Source organism: Desulfocurvibacter africanus subsp. africanus DSM 2603 (assembly GCF_000422545.1).
Classification (GTDB): domain Bacteria; phylum Desulfobacterota; class Desulfovibrionia; order Desulfovibrionales; family Desulfovibrionaceae; genus Desulfocurvibacter; species Desulfocurvibacter africanus.
The window spans coordinates 38,453-62,189 of sequence record NZ_AULZ01000023.1 but is presented as its reverse complement, the minus strand read 5'-3'; the positions used below and the strand labels follow the sequence as shown (position 1 = coordinate 62,189).

The 23,737-nt window shown below is 62.4% G+C and carries 22 protein-coding genes; 12 read left to right on the top strand and 10 right to left on the bottom strand.

The window, feature by feature from the left end; all coding sequences use genetic code 11:
* The first annotated feature begins 476 nt into the window (after window positions 1-476).
* The 3 genes from H585_RS0115190 (at window position 477) to H585_RS23500 (ending at window position 3,524) form a co-directional block, all read left to right on the top strand.
* On the top strand, window positions 477-1,691 hold the full coding sequence (locus H585_RS0115190; protein ID WP_027368437.1) for a porin: 1,215 nt from the start codon (window positions 477-479) through the stop codon (window positions 1,689-1,691).
* A gap of 367 nt (window positions 1,692-2,058) precedes the next feature.
* Entirely contained in the window at window positions 2,059-2,424 is a 366-nt protein-coding gene (locus H585_RS0115185; protein ID WP_027368436.1) for an ArsR/SmtB family transcription factor, read from the top strand.
* On the top strand, window positions 2,421-3,524 hold the full coding sequence (locus tag H585_RS23500; protein ID WP_274532710.1) for an SO_0444 family Cu/Zn efflux transporter: 1,104 nt from the start codon (window positions 2,421-2,423) through the stop codon (window positions 3,522-3,524). Before H585_RS0115185 ends, H585_RS23500 begins: the two co-directional genes overlap by 4 nt.
* A 168-nt stretch (window positions 3,525-3,692) precedes the next feature.
* Here H585_RS23500 and H585_RS0115175 read toward each other — a convergent pair whose 3' ends face one another.
* Window positions 3,693-6,461 (bottom strand): PAS domain-containing hybrid sensor histidine kinase/response regulator, encoded by a 2,769-nt coding sequence (locus tag H585_RS0115175; protein WP_244432569.1) that lies wholly within the window; start codon window positions 6,459-6,461, stop codon window positions 3,693-3,695.
* Window positions 6,462-7,094: 633 nt separating this feature from the next.
* Between H585_RS0115175 and H585_RS0115170 the strand changes: the two genes are divergently transcribed.
* Complete coding sequence (locus H585_RS0115170; RefSeq protein ID WP_027368434.1) at window positions 7,095-7,448, top strand: hypothetical protein; 354 nt, start codon at window positions 7,095-7,097, stop codon at window positions 7,446-7,448.
* 174 nt (window positions 7,449-7,622) lie between these two features.
* Here the strand turns inward: H585_RS0115170 and H585_RS0115165 are convergent, their stop codons facing one another.
* From H585_RS0115165 to H585_RS0115155, 4 genes are all read right to left on the bottom strand, one after another.
* Window positions 7,623-7,862: a FeoA family protein gene (locus H585_RS0115165; RefSeq protein WP_014259037.1), complete on the bottom strand. Its 240-nt coding sequence runs from the start codon at window positions 7,860-7,862 to the stop codon at window positions 7,623-7,625.
* Window positions 7,863-7,877: 15 nt separating this feature from the next.
* Window positions 7,878-8,126 carry a FeoB-associated Cys-rich membrane protein gene (locus H585_RS23960; RefSeq protein WP_081678693.1) on the bottom strand — a complete coding sequence of 83 codons (249 nt, stop codon included), beginning with the start codon at window positions 8,124-8,126 and terminating at the stop codon, window positions 7,878-7,880.
* Window positions 8,127-8,145: 19 nt separating this feature from the next.
* Window positions 8,146-8,379 (bottom strand): FeoA family protein, encoded by a 234-nt coding sequence (locus H585_RS22675; RefSeq protein WP_014259038.1) that lies wholly within the window; start codon window positions 8,377-8,379, stop codon window positions 8,146-8,148.
* A 208-nt stretch (window positions 8,380-8,587) separates the two neighbouring features.
* The gene (locus H585_RS0115155; protein ID WP_014259039.1) at window positions 8,588-9,049 is read right to left on the bottom strand and encodes a Fur family transcriptional regulator; all 462 of its coding nucleotides are present in this window, start codon (window positions 9,047-9,049) and stop codon (window positions 8,588-8,590) included.
* Between the two features lie 298 nt (window positions 9,050-9,347).
* On the opposite strand from H585_RS0115155, the gene H585_RS0115150 reads away from it, so the two are divergent.
* From H585_RS0115150 to phoU, 4 genes are all read left to right on the top strand, one after another.
* The gene (locus tag H585_RS0115150) at window positions 9,348-10,031 is read left to right on the top strand and encodes a response regulator (RefSeq protein ID WP_014259040.1); all 684 of its coding nucleotides are present in this window, start codon (window positions 9,348-9,350) and stop codon (window positions 10,029-10,031) included.
* Between the two features lie 3 nt (window positions 10,032-10,034).
* Window positions 10,035-11,849, top strand: a complete 1,815-nt coding sequence (locus H585_RS0115145) for a HAMP domain-containing sensor histidine kinase (protein ID WP_027368432.1) — start codon at window positions 10,035-10,037, stop codon at window positions 11,847-11,849.
* A gap of 57 nt (window positions 11,850-11,906) precedes the next feature.
* Window positions 11,907-12,674 (top strand): phosphate ABC transporter ATP-binding protein PstB, encoded by a 768-nt coding sequence (gene pstB / locus H585_RS0115140; protein WP_027368431.1) that lies wholly within the window; start codon window positions 11,907-11,909, stop codon window positions 12,672-12,674.
* Between the two features lie 128 nt (window positions 12,675-12,802).
* On the top strand, window positions 12,803-13,465 hold the full coding sequence (gene phoU, locus H585_RS0115135; RefSeq protein ID WP_027368430.1) for a phosphate signaling complex protein PhoU: 663 nt from the start codon (window positions 12,803-12,805) through the stop codon (window positions 13,463-13,465).
* 248 nt (window positions 13,466-13,713) lie between these two features.
* Here phoU and H585_RS0115130 read toward each other — a convergent pair whose 3' ends face one another.
* Window positions 13,714-15,177 carry a UTP--glucose-1-phosphate uridylyltransferase gene (locus tag H585_RS0115130; RefSeq protein ID WP_027368429.1) on the bottom strand — a complete coding sequence of 488 codons (1,464 nt, stop codon included), beginning with the start codon at window positions 15,175-15,177 and terminating at the stop codon, window positions 13,714-13,716.
* 261 nt (window positions 15,178-15,438) lie between these two features.
* Window positions 15,439-17,658 carry a SpoIIE family protein phosphatase gene (locus tag H585_RS0115125; protein ID WP_027368428.1) on the bottom strand — a complete coding sequence of 740 codons (2,220 nt, stop codon included), beginning with the start codon at window positions 17,656-17,658 and terminating at the stop codon, window positions 15,439-15,441.
* A 353-nt stretch (window positions 17,659-18,011) separates the two neighbouring features.
* Here H585_RS0115125 and H585_RS0115120 point away from each other — a divergent pair, with 353 nt between their 5' ends.
* The 3 genes from H585_RS0115120 to H585_RS0115110 are packed head-to-tail and all read left to right on the top strand — an operon-like array spanning window position 18,012 to window position 20,149.
* Window positions 18,012-18,611 (top strand): hypothetical protein, encoded by a 600-nt coding sequence (locus tag H585_RS0115120; RefSeq protein ID WP_027368427.1) that lies wholly within the window; start codon window positions 18,012-18,014, stop codon window positions 18,609-18,611.
* A gap of 24 nt (window positions 18,612-18,635) precedes the next feature.
* Window positions 18,636-19,031 (top strand): phage holin family protein, encoded by a 396-nt coding sequence (locus H585_RS0115115; RefSeq protein ID WP_014259047.1) that lies wholly within the window; start codon window positions 18,636-18,638, stop codon window positions 19,029-19,031.
* On the top strand, window positions 19,007-20,149 hold the full coding sequence (locus H585_RS0115110; protein ID WP_027368426.1) for a DUF3618 domain-containing protein: 1,143 nt from the start codon (window positions 19,007-19,009) through the stop codon (window positions 20,147-20,149). Before H585_RS0115115 ends, H585_RS0115110 begins: the two co-directional genes overlap by 25 nt.
* A gap of 215 nt (window positions 20,150-20,364) precedes the next feature.
* Here the strand turns inward: H585_RS0115110 and larE are convergent, their stop codons facing one another.
* Window positions 20,365-21,165, bottom strand: a complete 801-nt coding sequence (larE, locus tag H585_RS0115105; protein WP_027368425.1) for an ATP-dependent sacrificial sulfur transferase LarE — start codon at window positions 21,163-21,165, stop codon at window positions 20,365-20,367.
* 387 nt (window positions 21,166-21,552) lie between these two features.
* On the opposite strand from larE, the gene H585_RS22670 reads away from it, so the two are divergent.
* Complete coding sequence (locus tag H585_RS22670; RefSeq protein ID WP_138708206.1) at window positions 21,553-21,924, top strand: cupin domain-containing protein; 372 nt, start codon at window positions 21,553-21,555, stop codon at window positions 21,922-21,924.
* On the opposite strand, the gene H585_RS0115095 is transcribed toward H585_RS22670, so the two are convergent.
* Window positions 21,807-22,394, bottom strand: a complete 588-nt coding sequence (locus H585_RS0115095) for a GNAT family N-acetyltransferase (RefSeq protein WP_027368423.1) — start codon at window positions 22,392-22,394, stop codon at window positions 21,807-21,809. The two genes, H585_RS22670 and H585_RS0115095, sit on opposite strands and share 118 nt — an antisense overlap.
* Before the next feature lie 242 nt (window positions 22,395-22,636).
* Window positions 22,637-23,722, bottom strand: coding sequence for a type IV pilus twitching motility protein PilT (locus tag H585_RS0115090; protein WP_027368422.1), 1,086 nt, complete (start codon window positions 23,720-23,722; stop codon window positions 22,637-22,639).
* Window positions 23,723-23,737 lie beyond the last annotated feature (15 nt).

The following is a 23,737-nucleotide window of genomic DNA, read 5'->3' as shown; positions in this document are numbered from 1 at the left end:
GCCGGAGTTTGTCAAAGACGAACCACGGCACATTCAGAAGCCTTAATAGGAAAAAGTTCACAAGCTTTTAATTATTATTCCTGGAAAAAGATAGAGAGCGCCGCTGAAAGCGCTCTGCTCCTGTCCTGCACGCAAGACGAGCGCAACGGAGAGGCAGGACATGGCGATAACAAGCATGCGCCTTGTTCAAGTCATCGATCACTGAGTCCTGACACGCATAGCCGAGTCCATGAGCATCGACGACTTTATTCCAGCAGTTTTGTGGACTGCGGATATGCTGTTTTCATCTGTTGTCGCGTGTGGATGTGGACAAACATGGTGACTCGTGTACTCTACGCTGGATTTATGCCCTGCTCTTTCGGGAGCAAACTGCCGAAACAGCGTCATCAGTCAAAGCAAGACGCGGCTTGGCAGCCCTTTCGGAGCTGCGAGAGAGTGCGGATGGCGGGCAGGGCGTACAACCAGGAGGCTTGCGAATGCTCATGCGCACCGTTGTAAATAGCATCGTGCTGCTTGCGCTCGTTCCTGCCGGGGCATGGGCGGGCGCCAAAATTCCCATCGACGACGAAGCGTCCATCGAAATCGGCTATCTGCTGCAGACGCAGTACCGCTATGCGAACCTTAACCTGGACACGGGCACGGAGGACGGCAACCACGACTTCATCCTGCGCCGTGGCCGTCTGCGCCTGGCCGCCACGCTCACGGAGGACATCGGCCTCTTCCTGCAGACTGAGGCCACGGCCGGCATGAACGGCGGCCCCACGGTACGGCTCATTGACGCTTTCGGCACCCTGCGTCTGGCCGAGCCGGCCGTGCTCTATGCGGGCGAGCACATGGCTCCGGCCGGCCGGGAAATCACCACCAACCCGGCGACCCTGCTGACCATAGATCGGCCGGCTATCACCAATTACAACCTGACCTGGGGCCTCGGCGCCAGGCCGCAGTTCAACACCGCCGACTACCCGGACGGCGACCTGGGCCTGGAAGGCCGAACCAATGTGCGCGACATCGGGGCCACGCTCTTCGGCGCGCTCTCGACCAGCGAGAAGCTGCACTTCAAGTATTACGCCGGATTCTATGAAGGCGTTGATGAGGCTCCCGAGGACAGCGCCTCGCCGCGCTTCACGGCCAGGATACAAGCCAACCTGTTCGACCCGGAGCCGGACTACTACAACCTGGGCACGTACCTTGGAGAAAAGCGCACCGTGGCCCTGGGCACGTCCGTGGACCTGCAGAACGATATCGCCAGAGACGAGGACACAGGCAGGAACGTAGATTATCGCTGGTGGGAACTGGACCTGTTCGTGGAGCATGCCCTGGGGCCGGGCAGCGTGACCATGGAGTGGATCTACCAACTCCTTGAGCTGGATAGCGCGAGGGCGCTGCTGGAGGCCGAAAACGTCACCCGGGACGCCCGGCGCACCGAAGGCCAGGGCTTCGCCACGCAGGTGGGCTACTACCTTGAGAAGTACAAGCTCCAACCCTGGGCAGGCTACGAGCTATGGGATACACGGGCCCCTGGAGACGCCGGCGGCTTCCGCGCGGCCAGGGTCGGCCTGAACTACTACCTCCGAGGCCAAAACGCCAAGCTCTACGCGGGCTATGAGCATTTCAGGGCCGAACAAAGCATCGGCGAATCGGACGAGGATACGCTGCACACAGTACTGCTCGGGCTGAGCCTGTACTACTAGGCTGCCGTAACCGGGAGAGGGCGCTGCCCTCTCCCGGGCCCACTCCCGCCAGGGGAATGATTCCCCTGGACCCCTCGTGTTTTCTCACTGGATGACTTCGGGCGCGGTGTTCGGCTGCCGGCTACTGCATCCTACATAAGAAATGGGTCCCAAGGGGCCGTGCCCCTTGGTGGGTGAGAGTCTGAGAGAAGGCAACGCCCTCTCTCAGTTTATCTGCGAATTGCTCCGGTGGCCTTGAAGCCGCTTCCCCGCTCTGATCACCATCATTCGTTTTCCTGACCTGACGGATCGCGCCCACGCAGCTCTTGACCTGTGAAGCTGGCTGCCATATAAACATATGAACGATTGCTCATATGAAGAGGCGTTCATGAATTCCACTGAAAGCGACGTCTGCCAAGTCACCTGCGTCCATGCCGAGCGTATCAACGAAGTGCGCCGCGACATGGCCGCCGAGGCCGATCTGCAGGCCCTGTCCGAACTGTTCAAGGTCCTGGGCGATATGACCCGCGTGCGCATTCTGGAAGCCTTGTCGCTGGCCGAGCTGTGCGTGTGCGACCTGGCCGAGATCCTGGCCCTGAGCCAGAGCGCCGTATCGCACCAGTTGCGCCTGCTGCGCGCGGCCAAGCTCGTCAAATACCGCCGCGAAGGCAAGAACGCCTACTACTCCCTGGACGACGAACACGTGGCCCACCTCTTTGCCGAGGCGCTGGACCACATCAAGGAAGACCGATGAATCTTCTCGCCCGCATCCTGATGGAGTCCTGGTCCATCCTGCTGGACTCCGCCCCTTATGTCCTGTTCGGCATGCTCATGGCCGGGCTGGTCAAGACCTTCTTGCCCGAGAACTTCGTGGCCAGGCACCTGGGCGGCAAGTCCGCGGGCTCGGTGCTCAAGGCCTCACTCATGGGCGTGCCCCTGCCCCTGTGCTCCTGCGGCGTGGTGCCAGCGGCCCTGGGCCTGCGCAAGCAGGGCGCCGGCAAGGGCGCCACCGCCGCCTTCCTGATCTCCACGCCCGAGACCGGCGTGGACTCCATCGCCATCACCTGGGCCCTGCTGGACCCGATCATGACCGTTGTGCGGCCCGTGGCGGCCTTCGTCACCGCCACCATCACCGGCATCCTGGTCAACCTGCTGCCCGACAACCCGCCCGCGCTGGAGAGCCTCGCGCCGGAGATCAAGGCCGGCGGCGGCTGAGGCTGCAAAGGCTCCTGCGGCCTGGACGGCTCGCAACTTTCCTCCGCCCCCGAACAGATCATTGCGCCCCGCAAGCCCTTTGGCACGCGTTTGGCCGAATCCCTGCGCTTCGCCTTCGATGACCTGGCCGCGGACATCGGCCCCTGGCTGCTGCTGGGCATCGGCATCGCCGGGCTCATCAGCGCGCTCATCCCGGCCGGGTTCATCGAGCAGCACCTGGGCTCGGGCATCGTGCCCATGCTGATCATGCTCGGCGTGGGCATGCCCATCTTCGTATGCGCCACATCCTCCACACCCGTGGTCGCGGCCCTGGCGGCCAAGGGTTTGTCGCCCGGCGCGGCCCTGGTATTCCTGCTGGCCGGACCCGTGACCAACGCCGCCACGGTGACCGTGCTCGGCCGTATTCTGGGCCGGCGCATCACGGCCGTGTACCTGGCGACAATCGCCGTGGTTTCGCTGGGCATGGGCCTGGCCGTGGACTGGCTTTACGTGTCCCTGGCCCTGGACATCTCGGGATGGGTGCGCGAGGCGGGCGTCGAGGAAGGCGGCCACGTGGCCCTGGCCTCGGCCGTGATCCTGCTCCTGCTCGTGCTGCGGGCCGTGCTGCCCTCGGGACGGCACGGCCACGCCAAGGTCTAGGTCAACTCATCAAGCGGATTGCATGCCGCCTTCGCGCCGGACCTGGACACCGATCCGGCGGCGTGAGCGACATCCGCGCCAGTAGTGACCGCATCTGTAGGGAAGCTTCAAAGGAAGGCCCTGGGCTTACCGCCCAGGGCCTTCGCTCTCAATTCCACTCTCCCGGACTTATTCAGTGCTTTTTTCACCTGACCCAATCCGCGTCAGAACACGCTCAAACTCCTCCAGGTCGATGGGCTTGGACAGGTAGTCGTCCATGCCGACGGCCAGAAAGCGCTCCCGGTCGCCCTTGAGGGCATAGGCGGTCAGGGCCACGATGGGAATGCGCGGGTTCCCAGCCTCACCGGCCCGGATACGTCTGGTGGCCTCCTCGCCGTCCATCACAGGCATTTGCGCGTCCATGAGCACAAGGTCGAAAGCTTCCTTGGCAAGCGCCTCTAGGGCCTGTTTGCCGTTATCGGCCGTGACGATCTCGTGTCCGCGAAGCTTGAGCAACTCCACGGCCATGAAGCGGTTGATCTCGTTGTCCTCGGCCAGCAGGATCCTGAGCGGCTTGGCCCGGCCCTGGGCAATGCCTTCGCCGAGGGGCTCGGCCGGGATGGCCTCCTTCGAAACGGTCTGGAGCAGCAGGGAAACCGTGAATGTGCTCCCTTGGCCCAGAGTGCTCCTGACATCGATCCTTCCGTGCATGAGGTCAACAAGCTGCTTGGTGATGGTCAGGCCCAGGCCCGTGCCGCCGAACTCGGCGTCTTGCGCTCCCCTCGTGAAGGGCTCGAAGATGCGCGATAGTTTTTCGGGCGCGATGCCGATGCCGGTGTCGCGAATCGAGAAGACAAGGCTGACCAGGTCCGCTCGCCGGTGTTCTCCCTGCTCTTGATCTTGCTTCAACACTTCGGCCGTGACGAACACCGCCACCTCACCCTCGCGCGTGTACTTCACGGCGTTGCCCACGAGGTTGGTCAAGATTTGTCTCAAGCGGCCTTCGTCTCCAACGAGATGCTTCGGCACACTCGGGTCCACATGCGTCTTGAAGCGCAACCTCTTTTGTTCGGCCTGGGAGCCCTGGATGGCAAACAGGTTCTCCAACATCTCGCGCAGCCCAAAGACGCTCTTTTCCAGCTCCACGTGGCCGGCCTCGACCTTGGACAGGTCGAGGATGTCATTGACGATGTCCAGGAGGTTGACGGCCGACTTCTTGGCGTACCCGAGGTACTCGCGCGACCTGGCGTCCTTGCAGCCCATGAGGGCCAGTTCGACCATGCCCATGATGCCGTTCATGGGCGTGCGGATTTCGTGGCTCATGTTGGCCAGGAATTGGCTCTTGGCGCGGTTGGCCTCCTCGGCCGCGTCCTTGGCCCTGCGCAGTTCCTCCTCCAGGTGCTTGAGCGAGGTGATCTCGCGGCTGATCGTGAGCACGGAATCGACACCGCCGTCGCGCGAAGCCTCGGGGGCAAACATTGTCTGGAAGTGCTTTGTTCCAACTGGCGTCTCCCAAAACCATTCCAGAGTCTGCTCCTGACCGGTCTTGCCCACCTCATGGACAGCTTTCGCGATGGAGCACTGCAAGTCCTTGGGCAGGCCGAGTTGCCCGATCCGCTTGCCTATAAAGGCCTCGGGCGGAACGCCTACAGCGTGCTCGATGCGTGGATTGACGTAAAGGTAATGCAGGTCCGGGCTGTAACGCACGATTATGTCCGGCGAGTTCTCGGCCAGGGCCCGATATTGGACCTCTCTATTGCGCAAGGCCTCTTGGGCGCGGCGCTCCGCGCTGATGTCCTCGACCACGGCGATGGCCGAGATGATGCGGCCCGAGGCGTCTCGCACCGGTACGGCCGCATTGCGGATGGTCTTGCGCGAACCGTCGAAGCACTCGATATCGATGATTTCGTTCATTGATGTTTCGCCGCGCTTGAAAGCCCGGGCAAAGGCCCATTCGCGGGCCTCGATGCGCCTGCCGCTGTCGGCCCACCAGCCCTTGTACTCGTTGAGCCGGTCCAGGGGCACGCGGCGCGCGCCGCTCCAAATGCGCTCGCCCGCAGGGTTGACGCGCGCGATGCCACCATGTTCGTCGGCGATGAACACGCCCACGGGCAGGGCGTCCAGAACCCTGGAGAGCAAATCCTCGCTCTCTCGCAGGGCCTGCTCGGCCCGCTTGCGCTCGGTGATGTCGCGAAGAATGGTGCTTGTGCGGAGGTTCCCATCCATGGAGGTGAAGACGCCCGAGGATCCCTCGGTTGGAAAGATCGTGCCGTCCTTGCGTCGGCTTCTGAATACGCCTTTCGCTCTGCCGGTCTGGATCCGCTCCTCCAGGAAGGCTTCCAGCCTGGGGTCCGAGGTGTCCACAAATGCGGAGCGCCCTTTCTCGATGAGCTCCTCCTCAGTCGCGCCGTACATCTCCTGCGCCGCTTTGTTCGCGGCCAGGATCGAACCATCCGGGGAGGTGAGCAAGACCGCGTCCTGGCTTGCCTCGAAAAAGGAGCGGTAGCGCGCCTCGCTCTCGCGCAGGGCCTCTTCAAGCTGCTTGCGCTTTTCCGTTTCGATCCAAGTGAGCACCCCGCCGGTGATCGTGCCCTCTTTATCGCGTATCGGTCCGGCATTGATGAGGACCGGCATCTTCTCGCCGTCCGGCCGGAGGATGATCCACTCCTCTTCGCGCACGTTCTCTCCGGTGGTCATGGCGCGAATCAGAGGCAATTCGCCATTCTCGGCCTGAGTAACGCCATCAGGATGAAAGACCTTCCATTCCTTCATGACTTCGGGTCCGGTGCAGCCCAAAATAGCTTCGCGCGGCCGATCAAAAAGCGACAGCCCATGACGACTGATGGCGCGGATCGAGGCATCCGGGACTTCGGCGATGATCAAGCCCTCGGGGATATATTCGAAAATGGATTTCAGGAGCTGCTCGGACTTCTCCGCCTCAGCCAGGCGCTTCCGCAAGCGAGCATTTTGCTCCTGGGCGCGCTTTAACGCCTTCTCCATTTCATTCTTTGACATTGCTGCCAGAGGCAAAGGGCATAGCTCCTGACTGGTTTCAGGTGGTAGACAATAGTATTTCGTATAACCACACTAATGGACGAAGCCAGTGCAAGACAACAAATCATTGTTCAGTCAATTAAAAAGGAACGGAAGCATCACCAGGAAATATGTCGAGCCGCCGGACTGACTTCGCTGTCGTCTTGCCTCCAGGTACGCAGCCCCTTACTTGTTAGCCTGCAACGGCTCGTAATTATGCTCATATTGTGCAAAACGCCCTCGAAATATCCCTCCTGACCCGCTAAACCGGCTCACATCAGCTGGATCAACATCGCCCGCGTAGGTCACTTCAAGGCCATGAATGGCCAGGAAGTGGACCTTACCTAAAAGAAGTTAGCCAAGGTTGCCGCCTCCTACGACCCGGCCAAGCGCCAGGCCCAGCTCGTCTTCGTCCATCCGGCCCTGCTCGACCCGGCCTTAGCTGGGTCGAGCAGGTTCACGCGGCAAGAGCGATTGGGCCGTGTTGATGGAGGCTGGAGGATTCGAGCGCTGGGTCATCGATTTCAGCAACCCGCATAGCGGTGTCCCAGCCAAGAAGTGGGACGCCGGGGCGTCAAGCTGGACGATGTTTTCGAGGCGCTTACGGCCATACGGGAGCCCCTGAAAGCCGAGGGCTACGGCGGCGAGGTCGAGACCCAGGCCTTGGGCGACGTGTACAACGTGCTCTTCGGCTTGGCCGAGAACTCCAGGACCACGGCCAAGATCCGTGTGGAGATCACGGACCAGGGCATCAACATCGGCGGCTTTCTGATCAGGCGGCGAGCCGGGAAGTACCGCGACCCCGAGATGAGGCGGATGCAGGCCGTGGCGCCGGCCAAGAGCGTGCGCATGGTGGCCAAAAACGAACCGCGCGGATTCACGGGTCCAGGGGCGTGCCTTATCCGAGAATGACCTTGGCAGGTGAGGGCACGGAAGAGGGCAGCGCCCTCTTCCGGCTTTTTAGAGCATTTTGCTTTTGAAAATGCTCTGCAAGCCATGCGTCGGCATGGCTTGCCGCCCCGCAGGCGTAGGCGGAATGTAATTCCGCCGTCAACGCCGAAGGGAGCGTCTAAAATGCAAAATGCTTTAGTCTTTGATCTCCACCGTGATCCAGTCGGCCTCGTTGTTGCGCAGGGTGAGCGTGAAGTCCAGGATGCGCAGGGCCACCGGGTCCTTCAGGGGCGCACGGCCCACAACCTCAACAGTCACGCCGGGCACCAGGCCCATGTCGCGGATACGGCGGCCAAGCTCGCCCGAGGCCTTGACGGATCTGACCACGGCCTTCTGGCCGACCTTGAGCGAACGCAGCGCTTGCTGTGTGGGCATAAACGCTTTTGCTTCCTAGCTGTTTTGGTTGTCGGCAGGCTCTCGGGAGCCGCAGCCGCATGACGTGCAGGAACCCTTGGGTTGGCCGCCCGAATTGCTTGGGTTCACGGATCTGAGCGGCTCCAGCCTGGGCTTGCTGTCGGAGCAGCCGCACGAGCCCCCGCAGCCCGAGCAGCAGGACGCGCCCTGTCTTGCCCGCCAAAACCGCCAAATAACGTACATCGCGGCCAGGGCCAGTATGATAATAACAATAGCTGTTTGCATGGTATCGCTCTTTCTTGGGCTACTCGACGCGCGAAGCCAATACTTGGCTGGCCAGGCCCTGTCCCAGCACGAGGCTGGAGCCGCGCACGCGGATGCGCAACGGGCCGGGTCCGCCGGAATCGATCTCCAGCATGACGCCGGGCGTAAGGCCCAAGGCACACAGGCGGCAACGCGCATGGTTGCAGGAATCAAAATTGACCACCTTGACCCGGCTGCCTGCCGCGAAGCTGGTTAACGGTTGCGCTTGCGTCATGGATGAGAGCCTCTGTTGAATATGCTTATATTTTCAATAATAAGGATGATGATAATCATTGTCAATCAAGTCCTGGACGCCTCTGCTTCCTCCAAATCGACGCTTCCATGATGCAGGCAGGCGCCTGTGAAATTCAGGGGCGGGATAATCGGGCAGGCATGCAAGGGACAGCGGTCTCGTGGCCCTCGAAAGGCTTCCGACGTATCGGCTAGTCTTTCTCCTGTTCCTTGCGCCTGCACTTGGAACAGATGCCGTAGAGGTCCATCTTGTGACCGGTGAGCACGAAGCCCAGCTTGCGAGCCAGTTCCTCTTGCAGCTTCTCGATGCGCTCGTCGAGTATCTCCTCGGTGCGTCGGCAACGCACGCAGATGAGGTGATCGTGGTGTTCGCGGCCGTGCTTGGGCTCGTAGCGGGTCACGCCTTCGTCAAAACGCACGGCCTTGGCCAGGCCGGATTCGGCCAGAAGCTTCACGGTGCGGTAGACCGTGGCCTGACCCACGGAAGGGTCGAGCTGTCGTACGCAGTCGTACAGTTCCTCGGCGGCCAAGTGCCCGCCATGCTCCAGAAACACCTCCAGAATGAGCCGCCGTTGCGGAGTCATGCGCAAGCCGTGCTCGGCCAGGAACTCCGAGAATAACTCCAAGGGATTCTCTTGCGTACTTGATGTCATGACAGCTCACTTGCCGGTGGTGTTGGCTGTGGGTCTGGTTATCCTTGTTGATAAGAGCTGTCAATTGCGCAGGCCCTCCCTCGCCCGCATCCTCGGTACAAGAGCGAAACTCGCACGGAACCGGCGAGCACTTCCAGCTGGGCGGTCGAAATGTTACAGCTCCATGTCAGACCCAAGCGGCTCCAAACCAAGGGAATCGGGGTCCGATAAATCCAAGCGTCGCCAATTTGCCATGTATCTTCCGTCAAATCGTAACGAAACCGTGATGAAAGCTGAGTTCAAACGCTGAGAGGCAAACATGGCCAAGGAAACGATACTTATCGTCGAGGACGACGAGGATATCCTGCAGCTCATCAAGTTCAATGTCGAAAGCGCGGGATATGACGCCATCACGGCCAGCGACGGGCTGGAAGCCCTGAACAAGGCCCGGCGTCACATGCCGGACCTGATCCTGTTGGATCTCATGCTGCCCGGAATGGACGGCTTCGAGGTATGCAAGGAACTCAAGCGCGGCTCGGAGACGGGCCGGATTCCCATCCTCATGCTTACGGCGCGCGGCGAGGAAGTGGACCGCATCGTGGGGCTGGAGCTAGGCGCCGACGACTACGTGGTCAAGCCTTTCAGCCCGCGGGAAATCATCTTGCGCGTGCGCGCCGTGCTGCGGCGCAACAAGGGCGAGGAGGACGTCCGCCAGAGCTGGCGCCGCGAGAGGCTCAGCGTGGACATGGAAGCGCACAGGGCGGAGATCGACGACCAGGAGCTGCTGCTCACGGCCACGGAGTTCAAGCTGCTGTCCGAACTCATCCGCAATCCCGGCCGGGTGCTGACCCGCGAACAGCTTTTGAACACCGTCTGGGGCTACGAGTTCGAAGGATACGCCCGCACGGTGGACACGCACGTGCGCAGGCTGCGCCAGAAGCTCGGTGACTACGCCAAGTTCGTGGAGACAGTACGCGGCGTGGGCTACAGGTTCAAAGAGTAGGATATGCCGCAAAGCTTCTCCTTCAGGTCCCGCCTGATCCTGTCCTTCATCGTCGTCATCGCCCTGTCCCTGCTGGTGTCCACGTGGTATTCGCGCCACGTCATCGGCAAGGATCTCCTGGACGAAGCCAAGCAGGACACTCTGCGCCAGGTGCGCATGCTCACGCTGCTCCTGGAGCGGGATCTCACCTTCGAGACTCCGGCGGAGCTGCACGCCTGGCTTGTGGAAGTTTCGGAGCGACAAGGCTCGCGGTTGACCTTCGTGGCCGAGAACGGCCGTGTGCTGGCCGATTCCTCAGTTCCCTTCGACCGGGTGCCCCTGCTTGACAACCACGGCCAGCGGCCGGAAATCATCGCCGCGCGCGACCGGGAAGCGGGCGTGGCCATACGCCACAGCGATACCCTGGACAAGAATCTGGTCTACGCCGCCCAGATGGTCAAGCCACGCGGAGGATTGCCTGAGGGGTTCCTGCGCGTGTCCACGGAGCACGCTCACCTGGACGCGCGCCTTGAGCGCACCCTGGGCGGGCTGCTCATCGGCGCTGGCGCGACCTTCGCCCTGGCCGCGCTCATCAGTTTCCTGCTTGCACGACAGCTTTCGACGCAAGTCGGCACCATGAGCAACATGGCCGAGGCCATCGGCAAGGGCAACTACTCCCAACGCCTGCGCCTCTATCCGGGCAAGGAATTCTCTCCCCTGGCCAAGTCCATCAACCGCATGGCCGAGAGCATCCAGATCCAGATCGAGACCATCACGGTGCAGAAGCAGCAGCTCGTTGCCATCCTGGACAACATGAAGGAAGGCGTCATGCTGCTCTCGGCGGACGGCCGCATCCAGGCCGTCAACCGAGCCATGACGCTCATTTTCCCAGGCATCGAGCACTGCCAGGGCAAGACGCCCCTGGAGGCCATCATGGACCCGGTCCTGCACCAGGAATGCGAGCGGGCCCTGGAAAACCGTGAGACCGGCGCGCCGGTCTCGCTGCTTCTGGAACCGCGCAGCGGGGTGTTCTACGACGTGGGCATCGTACCGCTGAAGGAAAGCGGCTCCGGCCTCGGCGCGGTGGTCGTTTTCCACGACATCAGCAGGCTCAAGCATCTGGAGCGCGTGCGCCGGGATTTCGTGGCCAACGTGTCGCACGAGCTGCGCACCCCACTGACCTCCATCAAGGGCTACGCCGAAACCCTGCAGAGCGATCCGGCCGCTTCGCCCCAAGCCAAGGGCTTCCTGAACATCATCGTCAAGAACGCGAACCACATGACCAAGATCCTGGGCGACCTGCTCAACCTTTCCAGGCTGGAGGCCGACCGTCAGGCCTTCGAGCTGGCGCCGGTGGACGCGCAGGCAGCGGTCATGTCAGCCTACCGCGAGTGCGAGTCCTTGGGCCGCGGCCGAGGCGTCGCCCTGGTCTGCCGCATCCCGGAGAAAGCCGTGTTTGTACTCGCGGATTATGATCGGCTGGTGCAGGTGTTCCGTAACCTCATTGAAAACGCGTTGCGCTACAGTCCCGAGCACGGCAGCGTCACCGTGTTCCACCAGACTGGCGACGGCGAAGTCCTGTTCGGCGTGAGCGACCGCGGGCCGGGCATTCCCCGCGACGAGCAGGCCAAGATCTTCGAGCGCTTCTACCGCGTGGAAAAGCACAGATTGAAGATGGGCGGCTCCTCGGGGCTGGGGCTGGCCATCGCCAAGCACATTGTCGAGCGCCACGGCGGCAGGATCTGGGTCGTCAGCCCCGCAACGGGCGAAGACACCGGCGCAACCTTCTATTTCACCATGCCCCCGGCGAGCCAGGACGCGGCCAAGGCCCAGGACTGAGCCCGGAGAACGGAAGTGCACATGCCTCTTACCACAAGCTCGCGAGGAGCCCAATTCATGCCAGCACCAAACAACATAAAGATGGAAGCCCGCAAGCTGGACTTCTATTACGGCGATTTCAAAGCCTTGATGGACATCAACCTCGAGCTCCAGAAATTCCAGGTCACGGCGCTCATCGGCCCCAGCGGTTGCGGCAAGTCCACCTTCATCCGCTGCCTCAACCGTATGAACGACCTCATACCCGGCACGCGCCTGGAAGGCTCCCTGACGCTGGACAACGAGGACATCTACGATCCCAAGGTCGATGTGGTGGACCTGCGGCGCAAGGTGGGCATGGTTTTCCAGAAGCCCAACCCTTTTCCCAAGACAGTATTCGAGAACGTGGCCTACGGCCTCAAGGTCAACGGACTCACGGACAAGGCCTTCATCGCCGAGCGCGTGGAGACGAGCCTGCGCGGCGCGGCCCTGTGGGACGAGGTCAAGGACCGCCTGCACGACAACGCCCTGGGCCTGTCCGGCGGACAGCAGCAACGCCTGTGCATCGCCAGGGCCATGGCCGTAGAACCCGAAGTGCTGCTCATGGACGAGCCGGCCTCAGCCCTTGACCCCATCGCCACGCAAAAAATCGAGGAACTCATCTTCGAGCTGAAGAAGAACTACACCATCATCATCGTCACCCACTCCATGCAGCAGGCGGCGCGCGTGTCGGACATGACCGCCTTCTTCTACATGGGCAAGCTGATCGAAGTGGACCGCACCGAAACCCTGTTCACGCGGCCCAGGAACAAGCAGACCGAGGACTACATCACCGGGCGTTTCGGCTAGGGCCGACCCGAACCGCACAGGGCCTCGACTTTCGGAGGCGCGTCCCTGAACCAGCGCGGTTTGTTGGCGGATTACCGCGACACGCGGCCCGGCTTTGGCCGTTTCGGGATATTCAGGCAGGAGAAACAATGGAAACTCATTTTCATCACCAACTGGAAACCCTCAAGCTGAGGGTCCTGGAGATGGGCGCCCTGGCCGACAAGGCCGTGGAGAAAGCCCTGCGCGCCCTGGCCGAGCGCAACTATGTCCTGGCCGAGGAAGTCATGGAGGGCGACGCGCGGGTCAACGAGCTGCAGTGCGAGGTGGACGAGAGAAGCCTGCGCCTGCTGGCCCTGGACCAACCCATGGCCAAGGACCTTCGCTTTATCGTGGGCAGCATCCATATCGTGACCAATCTGGAACGCGCCGGCGACCAGGCCGTGAACATCGCGGAGCGGGCCGTGCTTTTCGCTCAGCGGCAGCCGCTGGAACGCTACCCCGTGTTCGACGAGCTGGCCGAGATCACCCTGGACATGCTGCGCAAGGCCTTGCAGGCCTATAATACCAGCGACACCGAACTGGCCGCCCAGGTCTGCGCGATGGACGCCCGGGCCGACACCCTGAACCTCAAGGTGCTCAAGCACTACATCGAGTTCATGATCCAGGAGAGCCGTGCCGTGGAGCGCGCCGTGCACATGATCATCCTCGGCAAGTGCCTTGAGCGCATCGGCGACCTGGCCACGAACGTCGCCGAATACGTGCAGTTCATCGTAAAGGGCGTGAACGTAAAGAACTCCTGCCGCCGCACGTAGATCCGCCGGCGCAGGGCAGCCTTGAGGGCATTTTGCTTTTGAAAATGCTCTGCAAGCCATGCGTCGGCTTGGCTTGCCGCTAGCTTCGACGTAGGCGCAATTCACTTGCGCCGTCAACGCCGGAGCGGGCGTCTTAAAAGCCATCTGCTCGAAGTGCCTAGCGAATGCAAAACCGCCTCCGGACATCAATCCGGAGGCGGTTCTTTTTGGCTGAAAGCCTCGAGAAAAGTGGCCGCGTTTGTCCGGCGCTACTCCAACACCAGCCGGGCGTTCTCGTCCGCGAGATCCTCGGGGCCGACCACGACCTGATGGCCGGTGCGGTTTTCCACGAGCACGTTGCCGCGGCATGCCACGCCGCCCTTGAAGCGCACGTCGCCCCTGACAGTGAAAGTGGTGCAGTTGAGCAGCGAAGGCACGCCTGCGGGGAAGCGGTCCTGGAAATCGTCCACTTTCTTGTAGAACGTCGGATCGAGATCGACGAGCACGGGGCTGCGGTTGCGCTCGGGATTGGGCACAATCTCGTAGTCCGTGGAAAGGATAAAGTTGTCGGACATGACGTTGAGCAGGTCGTTGGAGGTCTTGACCGGCGCGAAGCGCGTGCGCGGCACGCGCACGGCCGCGGCCGTGTGGAAGGCTGAAATGGCCGAGCCCATGGCCGTTTCCACCTGGATCACCGGGGGCGAGTCGGGATCGCGCGGGTCCAGGGTCTTGTGGTTGGCGATGAGGTCCAGCGGCATCATGCCGTGATAGGCGAAGACCTTCTCCAGCACCTTAAGGTTGATCCAGATGGAGTTGGTATTGAAGAAGGCGTACTTCTCTATGTTCTGGAATTCGGCGAGCTCTTCATCCGGGCACTGGGCCACCTCGCGCAGGGCCAGGCGGCCGGATTCCTTGACCTTGCATAGATGGCCGCCCTTCTTGTCCGCGGGAGTTCGCTGGGCAACTTCCATGAGGAATGGCAGATCCTCGGAGGCCATGTAGCCCAGGATCTTGAGGTCCATGACCGCGCCCAGGTTGTCCGAGTTGGAAATAAAGGCGTACTCGAAGCCGCTCTCCTCGAGCCGCTTGAGGGTCTTGGAGGTCACCATGGCCGTGTAGAGGTCGCCATGGCCCGGCGGGTTCCATTCGAGCTCCGGGTTCTTGGGCCAGCGCGCGGGCAGGAACGTGTCGCGCATGATCTTGGGGTACATGTGCTGGATGAAGGCCAGAGGCACGCGGGTGCGTCCGTTGTCAAAGCCCTCGATGGCCAGCATGGAATCGCTGTGCGTGTGAAAGCTGTTCATGAGCGTGAGCGGCACGGGGATGTCGTAGCGCTCGCGCAGCCGCTCCACTTGCTCGATGATCACGTCCAGGAAACAGGTCTCGGCCTTGATCGCCAGGAGCGACTTGGCCGTCTCCAGGCCCATGCTCGTGCCCAGGCCGCCGTTGAGCTTGATGATGGCCACCTTGGGCAGGGCCTTGCGCCCTGCGGCCTCGTAGGCGTCGAGTTCCAGGTAGTCCTTGAGGTCGTCCGGGCTGATGGGCTTTATATCAGCCTCGGCCATTTTGCCTTGGGAACCCGAAAGAAGCAGACTGTAGTAATACTTGAATATATTTATGACTATGGGCGGCAGGTTGTGCGCTTCCATCTTCAAGGCGAATTGCTTGAAACGATCCGACTCGGGGAGGGCCCGATAATCGAAGACTTGCTGCAAAAGCGGGGACTTCCTCATGGCATCTCCGTGCTGACAGGCTGGCCGGTAATTTTCCGGATATGGTAGCTGATAGCATAGGAGCGGCTTCGCGGGAAGGCCTTTACAGACAGGTGCATCACTACTCCGAGGCCTTGAGCGTGGCAGGCGAAAACGCTCTGCTGTCGCGTTCAAATCCGAGGCAGCCCGCATAAACGGGCCAGGCGAACCAGGACATCCGCCCACACGGAGAGCATACTACCGTAATGATTGATTATTGCCAAATGTTTACTAAATTGAAACCTATGCAAGGTTTTCTCGACAGTCAGCTCGAATGCGTACGATGACCAGGGTCACGTCGTCCTCCGTGGGGCAGCGTCCGCGAAACACGGCCACTTCCTCGGCCACGGCCTCCACGATCTCGGCCGCCGGTCGGCTCGCATTGGCCCGGATGCACTCCCGCAAGCGCTCCTTGCCGTAGAATTCACCTTGAGGACTGCGCGCCTCCCACACGCCGTCCGTGGCCAGGCAGAAAAGCAGGCCGGGCCTGAGGCCCGTGCGGTGCTCCTGGCTGTATTGGTAGTCCGGCAGGAGCCCCAAGGCCAGACCGGGCCCGGAAAGCTCCTCGAAGCTGTCCGTGGCCGGGTCGTATACCAGGGCCGGATCATGACCGGCCCGGACCCAGCTCACGCCGTCCCGGTCGAACTCCATGAGCAGCAGGGTCATAAAGTGGCCGGTACGATAGGTATCATGGTAAATCAACTGGTTGACTCGACTCATGGCTTCGGCCAGCGACGTCGAGCTTCCCGCCTGCGCACGCAGGAATGCGCGGGCCGAAGCCATGAACAGGGCCGCGGGCAACCCGTGGCCCGACACGTCGCCCACGCACACGGCCAGGCCCCTGCCTTCACAGCAACCATCCAGATAATCGTAGTAGTCACCGCCGGTCTCCTCACAGGAGTGGCTTGCGCCGACCACTTCCAGGCCCGGCGTATGCGGCGCTTCGGCCGGCAGAAGATTCCGCTGGATTTCACGGGCCAGATCCAGGGACTCCTTGATGGCCAGGCGCTCTTGCAGGGCCGGGACCATGGCGTTGAACGAGTCGCCCAGCTCGCGCAGCTCGTCATGGGTGCGGATATCCACGCGCGCCTCGAAATCGCCTTGGCTCAGGCGACGTGTCATACCGACCAGCTTGGATATATTGGCCGTGATCCAGCCCGAGGCCAGAAACGCCGCGAGCGTAACGATCCCAGCACCGGCAAGGATCACCAGGCCGGTGATGTTGATCTGGTGGCGCACCTGCTCCAGCACGTATTGCTCGGCTGCTGCGGCCGGCGCAATCACGTCGGCCATGGGCACGATGAGCAGGAGCGCCAGGCCTTCCCCGCTCACGGGTCCGTAGGTCCACAAGCTTCTGCGACCCTCGAAGGGCAGCACGCGTACGCCGGAGCGCATTGCGCGCATATCCTCGGCCACTGTGCGCAGCCCTGCGTCATCCTCGGATTCCACGAACCTGGGCTGCCGGGTCAGCCAGAGCATGTGCACGCGCTCGGGCATGGGTTGAGAATCCTCGCCGGCCAAGACATGCAGCCGGGGTTTGGCCTTGGTCCGGTCCACGGCCCCGACGCCGGCTTCGGATTCAGCTTCGGCTTCGGGCTGGGCTTCGGGCCGGACCACGAAGGAGGACGCCTCGTGCGAGATGCCCGTTATGTGCTCGTTCTCGTGCACCAGGCTCGCGGCCGGCACGACCATGGCCGCGACGCCGGCAGGCGCGCCATCCGGACCGGGCACTGCCAGGGAAGCAACCAGGGTCGGCTGGCGCGTGAGAGGATCGATCACGGGCCCGGTCCAAAGCACGCTATCCGCCTTCAAGGCGCGCGCGTACCACTCCGACCTCCTGGGATCCCACATGGCGGGCAGACCGCCCAAGGCCGGGTATATGGTCATCGTTCCATTCCGCAGCACGATCATCTGCCACAGCAGCGGACCTGGCTGCTTTCGGCTCGCTTCAACATGAACCGGGGCCAGTGAGGACAGCCTGGCCGCATCGGCACGCTCGGCAGGCCCCAGCTGCCCCATTTTTCCCATTTGCCCCAAAAAACGCACGGCTGAGCGGTCGAAATCAACTTCCAGCGGCAAGCAGTTCTCCACCTGCTCTTCCACTCGGCAGAAGCGAGGATCCATGGCCGCATCCTCGCCTTCGGATCCCATGTGCAACGGCTCCGCCACCAGAATGTCCCCAGGCGCACCCGGAGGAGGCGCACCCAGCAGGCGGGCGGCCTCCAGGGCCTGCACGCGCACCAGGGCCTCCAAGATCGCTCGATCCCTGGCCAGGATGCGCGCGTGATCATCCACCATCCTGCCCAGCTCCGCGCCCGTGCGCCGCACGAGCTCGTCGCTGCTGCGCTCGCCCAGCTCCAGCCCCAAGCGCAACCAGGAACGCTCGGCAATGTAGCGCCCAGCGCCGATCGGCAGCAGGAAAATGGCCAGGAAGAGCAGCAGGAGTTTCCAACGGATGCGCATGCGCGTTCACCCTCCATGATGCCACGACAATGTCATGGCGCCGCCCCGCTGGACGGCAGGCTGGCATCCTAGCACATAGGCGACCTTGTGGATATCCGGAATCGGCCCGGAGCGGACCGACAACGGCCAGACCGGTCTAGGCCTAGTAATTCGAACAGGCCAGGAAACGGCTGGTCGTCCACAACGCCCATCTTGGAAAGTACATACGACTGTTACTCCGTGACGCTTGGCATTGGTAATAGCCTGACTCGTTTTTTGGGGTTTGTCCTACAGATTCCATTGGCGGCTTTGCGTACTAGACATGTTAAAGAAGCCGAAGCTCTTTCCATCCGACAGAAGAGAGGAGGTACTCGATGAGCCCCCAGAATGTGGAGAAATCAGAACGGACACAAGAGGCGCAGGCAACGGTGCAGCAATCGGCGGAGCACATGAAGGAGGAAGCGCGTTCGGCTGCTGAAGCCCAGAAAGAGCGTGCCCTGCGCATGGCCTCCGAGCAGAAGGACCGCGCCATCGGCAAGGTCAACGCTCTGGCCGACGCGCTCCGGGCCTCTGGTGAGCAGCTGCGCCAGAAGCAGGAAGGACAGATGGCCGAGTATATCGATCGCGCTTCGGAAAGGTTGGACTCCTATGCCGACATGCTGCGCGACCGGGACATGCGGGACATGTTGCGCGAAGCCAGACAGATGGCCCGGCGCAATCCCTCCCTATTCCTCGGCGGAGCCTTCGCCCTGGGCTTTGCCCTGACGCGCTTCCTCAAGAGTTCCCAGGGTGAAGCCGGCTATGGTTACGCAGGGGAATCCAGCTATCTTGCCCGCGGCGAGGCGCAGGGCGGCTACGCAGGAACGCCTGGAGGTCCGCCGGTCGGGCCCGCGCCCAGCGCAGGCTATGCCGGATCTGGTCTATATGGAGGCTCGGCGCCTGCCGAGCCGGATGTAACCCGACGGCCCGCGTAATCGGGTCGGCAGGAGGATAGCAATATGCTGCGCCAAGACTATCCCGAGCGCGGAGTGGGCGAGTTGATCTCGAATTTATACCACGACTTCCAACGCGTCCTCACTCAGACCGTGGAACTGGCCAAGGCCGAAATGTCGGAAAAGACATCCAAGCTGGCCAAGGATGGCGTGCTGGTGGCCGTGGGCGGAGTGCTGGGCTTTGCCGGCTTCCTGTTCCTGCTGCTGGCCCTGACGGCCGCTCTGGCCCTGGCCATGCCCTTCTGGGCCGCCGCGCTCATCGTGGGCGGGCTGGTCAGCGCAATCGGCGCGGCCTTGGCGGCCTCCGGTTACTCCAAGATGAAGAAAGTGGATCTGACACCAGAGCGCACGGTTCAATCGCTCAAGGAGGACAGGGAATGGCTCAAGAGCCAAGTGAGCTGACCCGCGCACGGCAAGCGGGCAATCACAAAAGAGACCCCGACGAGATCATGGCCGATATTCGCCGCGCGCGCGCCGAGATGAGCGTGACCGCCGGCGAGGTTCGCACGCGGCTCGATCCGGAACGGCTCAAGGCCCAAGCCAAGGAGCAGGTGCGTGAGGCGACTGTGGGCAGGGCCAAAAACATGGCGGAGAACATGAGCATGAAAGCAAAAGGCTACAGTCGCTCGATGAAGGAACGCATCAAGGACAACCCCATTCCCGCCGCCATGACCGCCATCGGCATCGGCTGGCTCATGTGGGGCTCGCGCGAGAAGGCACGCGAGGAGCGCCATGGCTATGATTACGGCTACATGGTTTCCTCGCAGGGCCTGCGCTCTGACTATCCTGAACGCATGGAAACCACGGCTTCGCCCTGCGGAACAGTGGGCATTTACTCCTCCATGGCGACCGGCCGCCCGGCCGAGCAAGAGCGCGCCGGCGCGCGGATAGGCGAGACAGCTCAAGAGTATCGCGAACGCATGGGCGAAAAGGCCCAGGAGATGCGCGAGCAGATGGGCGAGAAAGCCCACGAATACCGGGAGCGCTTGAGCGAGACAGCCGAAGAGTACCGGGCGCGCATGAGCGACAAGGCCGGCCAGTACCGCGAATCGGCCAGGCGCTACTACGAGTCGGGCCGCGAGCGGGCCGCGCACGCTGGTCAATCGCTGCATAGCCGTTACGAACACAACCCCCTGGGCATGGGCCTGGCGGTTATGGCTGCCGGCGCTCTGGCTGGCTTGGCCTTCAAGGAGTCGCGCTGGGAGCACGAAACCATGGGCCCCTATCGCGACAAGATGCTCTCCTCGGTGCAGGAGGCGGGCAGCGAGCGGCTGCATCATGCTGCCGAAAAGGCTACGGAAAAGGTCCACGAGGCTCGCGAGCGCATGGAAGCCAAGGCCGGAGAGGCCGAAAGCCGCATGAGCGCCGAGTCGGGCACAAGCACGTCCGCCGAATGGCGGGGTGCCTCATCCCCCGGAGTGGGCCACCCGACAGTGGGCGACACGCGGCCGCGCTCCGAGAACATGGCCCAGGAAGAGCCCGCGCCCATGGACAAGCCTAGCAAATTGCGCCCTACGTAGGGTTTTTCCGGAAGCTGTTTTATGGAGAGGAGCGCGCCGCCCTGCCAGGGTGGCTCGCTCCTCTCCACAACCCACCCCGTCAGGGACCATAGTCCCCTGGGCTCCGCATTTGTCCGCTGGATGGTTTCAGGAGGGCTATTGACGATCAGCCAGCGGCGCGCCCTTGCGACCCGCCCAAGCCAGGTGCCATTGCGCCCAATCCTTACGAAAGCACCTCAATTGTCGAAATAGCCGCTCACTGAGCCGGTGACCAGCAGTTCGGCATGGCCGAGACCATGGCGCTGCAAGGCCTCGGATATCGGGCGGGCCAGGCGCTCGGCCAAGCCGGCTTCGGTCATGGAGACTTGCAGCACGGCACGGCCGGCACGGTGCATGCGCAAGCGGAAATCAAGCAGACCCATAACGGCCAGCTCGGCCTCGCAGGCGGCCAGCTGCGCCAACATGTCTTGCGTGGGCCGCAGGCCGTACTCCAGGCGGGTCAGCAGGCAGGGCCGCGCGGCCTGCTCCGGATCGGCCATGCCAGCTGAGCGGGCGATGGCGCGCAGCTCGGGCTTGGACAAGTCCACTTCGGCCATGGGGCTGACAATGCCCAACTCCGCCAAGGCTTGGCGACCAGGCCGATAAACCATGGCATCCGAAGCCTGGCTGCCCTCGATCATGCAGCTCAGGCCCAAGCGCTCGGCCAATGCGCCAAGAGTTTGGAACATGGCTTTTTTGCAATGATAACAACGAGTTTTATCATTTACGCACACGCCTTCGTGCGCAAGCGGATCAACGTCCAGGATTTCCAACGTCTTTCCCAGGCTTGCAACCCAGGCCAGGGCATACGCGGTCTCGGCCGGCGGCACATGCGGCCCGCGCACGTGCACGGCACGGAACTCCAGTTCCCAACTCCAGGCCAGGTGCGCCAATACGCGCGAATCCAGTCCGCCGGACAGGGCCAGCAGCCCCGGTGACAATGCGGTCAGACGCTGCCTGAGCAAATCGAGCTTGGCGGCCAAACGCGTATTCTCCATTGCTTCCCCCGTGGCCCAAGCATGCCAGTACGGCGCGAAGTGCGCAAGGAACATGTATTTTTATATGCTTTTTCAAGTAGTTGACGTACTTGTACACAGACTTGAGTGCGTAAAACTTTTAAGCGCTTGATATGGCGAAGCATGGTGCGACCGCCTGGCTTGAAGGACAACAGACCTGTCTGTCCAAGGGAGCTTAAGCCATAAAACGAACATGACAATTTACGATGAATGTTAAATACTTAATGCAAATCCGCACACTGCCGTGTTCCTTTGCTTCGACATGGCGGCCAAGATCCCGACGCTCCTGGCCGAGGCTCACGGACCGATCGTCCGCAGGTGCGGCAATTCAACACAACCGCTGCAACCGATGCCGGAAAGGAGGAGCGCGTGGAGACCCCCCGCAAGCTGGACATAGCCACACTCGTGCGCGATGTGCATGAGGATTGGAGGAATTTCGTCGCCGCCGAGGTCAACGATCACGTGCTGCGCGTGAGCGTGCTGCGCGGCGATTACCATTGGCACGTGCACACAAAGAGCGACGAAGTCTTCTACGTGGTCCAGGGAACCTTATGCGTGGATTTCGAGGATCTCACCGAGGAATTGAGGCCGGGGCAGATTATCATGGTGCCCAAAGGGGTTCGTCACCGCACGCGCGGAGCACAGGCCGAGGGCGGAACCGTGGCGCTCTGCTTCGAGGCCGCGGACAATGACGTGCTTGGGGATGATCCGGCCCTGGGAGCGGCGGTCTCGGCGCCGTAGAGGTCCTTTTCCAGCCGCAGCACGGGCAGCAGCACCCCGCCGGGCGCGATCTCCACGAACTCCTTGATCGGCCGCCAGCCCTTGGCCTGGTAGAAGGCCAGGGCGCGGGTGTTGTCGCGATAGGTCATGAGTTGCCCGCGCCGATGCCCACGGCCGCGGATCAAGCCCTCGGCCTGGCCCAGCAATGCGGAGCCGATGCCGCGGCCCCAAGCCTGGGGCACGACCCAGAGCATCTCCAGCAGTCCGCCGCGCACGGAGATGAAGCCGAGCGGCTCTCCCGCGCCATTTTCGACCAGCAGACTGCGGGGCTGGATCGCCTCGGCCTGGCGGCGCGCCCGGCCGTCTTCCACCCAGCGGCGCACGCACTCGCCGGGAAGAAAATTCGGGCATGAGGCCAACCAGGAGCAGTCCAGGATGGCGGCCAAGATCGATATGTCGGGCTTTGTTGCCCTGCGGATGTGCAGGTCCATGAACATAGGCGATGAATAAAACGTAGACGTTGCTTTCAGCCGCCGAAAGCCGACGGCAACCACATGCCGAAAAGTCCAGGCTAGCAGCTTCCTGGACAATGGGAACAATAAATTTCTATTGATAATTCAACGACAAAGACGCATTACGCACAGGCAGATGTTCTTTATCCTCACAAGTTATTCAAATCAATAGCCAATACATAGGAAAGCAACCGGCGCCTGACCGGGATGACACGCGCCGGCTACTCGCTGAACATGGAGCCCATGAGCCTTCCGTCGCCCTGGCGCGCGAAGCGCTTCTTGTCCACGGCTTGGACAAGGGCGTCCTGGGGGGTGACCATGCCGCTGTCCAGGAGCTTCTGGATCTGCTCGTCCAGGTGCTGCATGCCCTGGGCCTTGCCCATCTGGATGAGCGAAGGCAGCTGGTAGGTCTTGTTCTCGCGGATGAGGTTGCGCACGGCCGGCACGGCCAGCAGCAGTTCCAGCGCGGCGACCCGGCCGGGCCTGTCCGCGCGGGTGAACAGCACCTGCGAGACCACGGCGCGCAGCGACTCGGACAGGCTGGAGCGGATCTGGCTCTGCATGTCGCCGGGAAAGACCTCGATGATGCGGTCCACGGTCTTGGCCGCGGATACGGTATGCAGGGTGGACAAGACCAGATGGCCCGTCTCGGCGGCCTCCAGGGCCAGGGCGATGGTCTCGCGGTCACGCATCTCGCCCACAAGAATGATGTCCGGGTCCTCGCGCAGGGCTCCGCGCAGGGCGGCCTGGAAGCTCTTCGTGTCGCGGCCGACCTCGCGCTGCTGCACCAGGCAGCCCTTGCTCTGGTGCACGAACTCCACCGGGTCCTCGATGGTGATGATGTGCTCGCGGCGGTGCTGGTTGGCGTGGTCGATCATGGCCGCCAGGGTGGTGGACTTGCCGCTGCCCGTTGGCCCGGTCACGAGCACAAGCCCCTTGGGCAGCATGGCCAAGTCCTTGAGGATTGCCGGCAGGCGCAGTTCGTCCATGCTCGGCACGCGCTCGGGCACCACGCGAAACGCCGCGGACATGCCGCGCATCTGGCGGAAGTAGTTCACGCGGAAGCGGCCCAGCCCCTTGATTTCGTAGCCGAAATCCACATCACCGCAGGCCTCGAATTCCCGGATCTTGTCCTCGCGTGCGATCTCGCGCAGCAGTTCGTCCAACTCCGCTGGAACCATGGGCTCGCGGCCTAGGGGCTCCAGCTTGCCGTGCAGGCGAATGATGGGCTGCGCGCCGCTGGACAGGTGCAGGTCAGAACCGCCCTCTTCGATGAGCTTGCGCAGGAAGGCTTCGATACGCGGCACAGGGATACTCCTTCG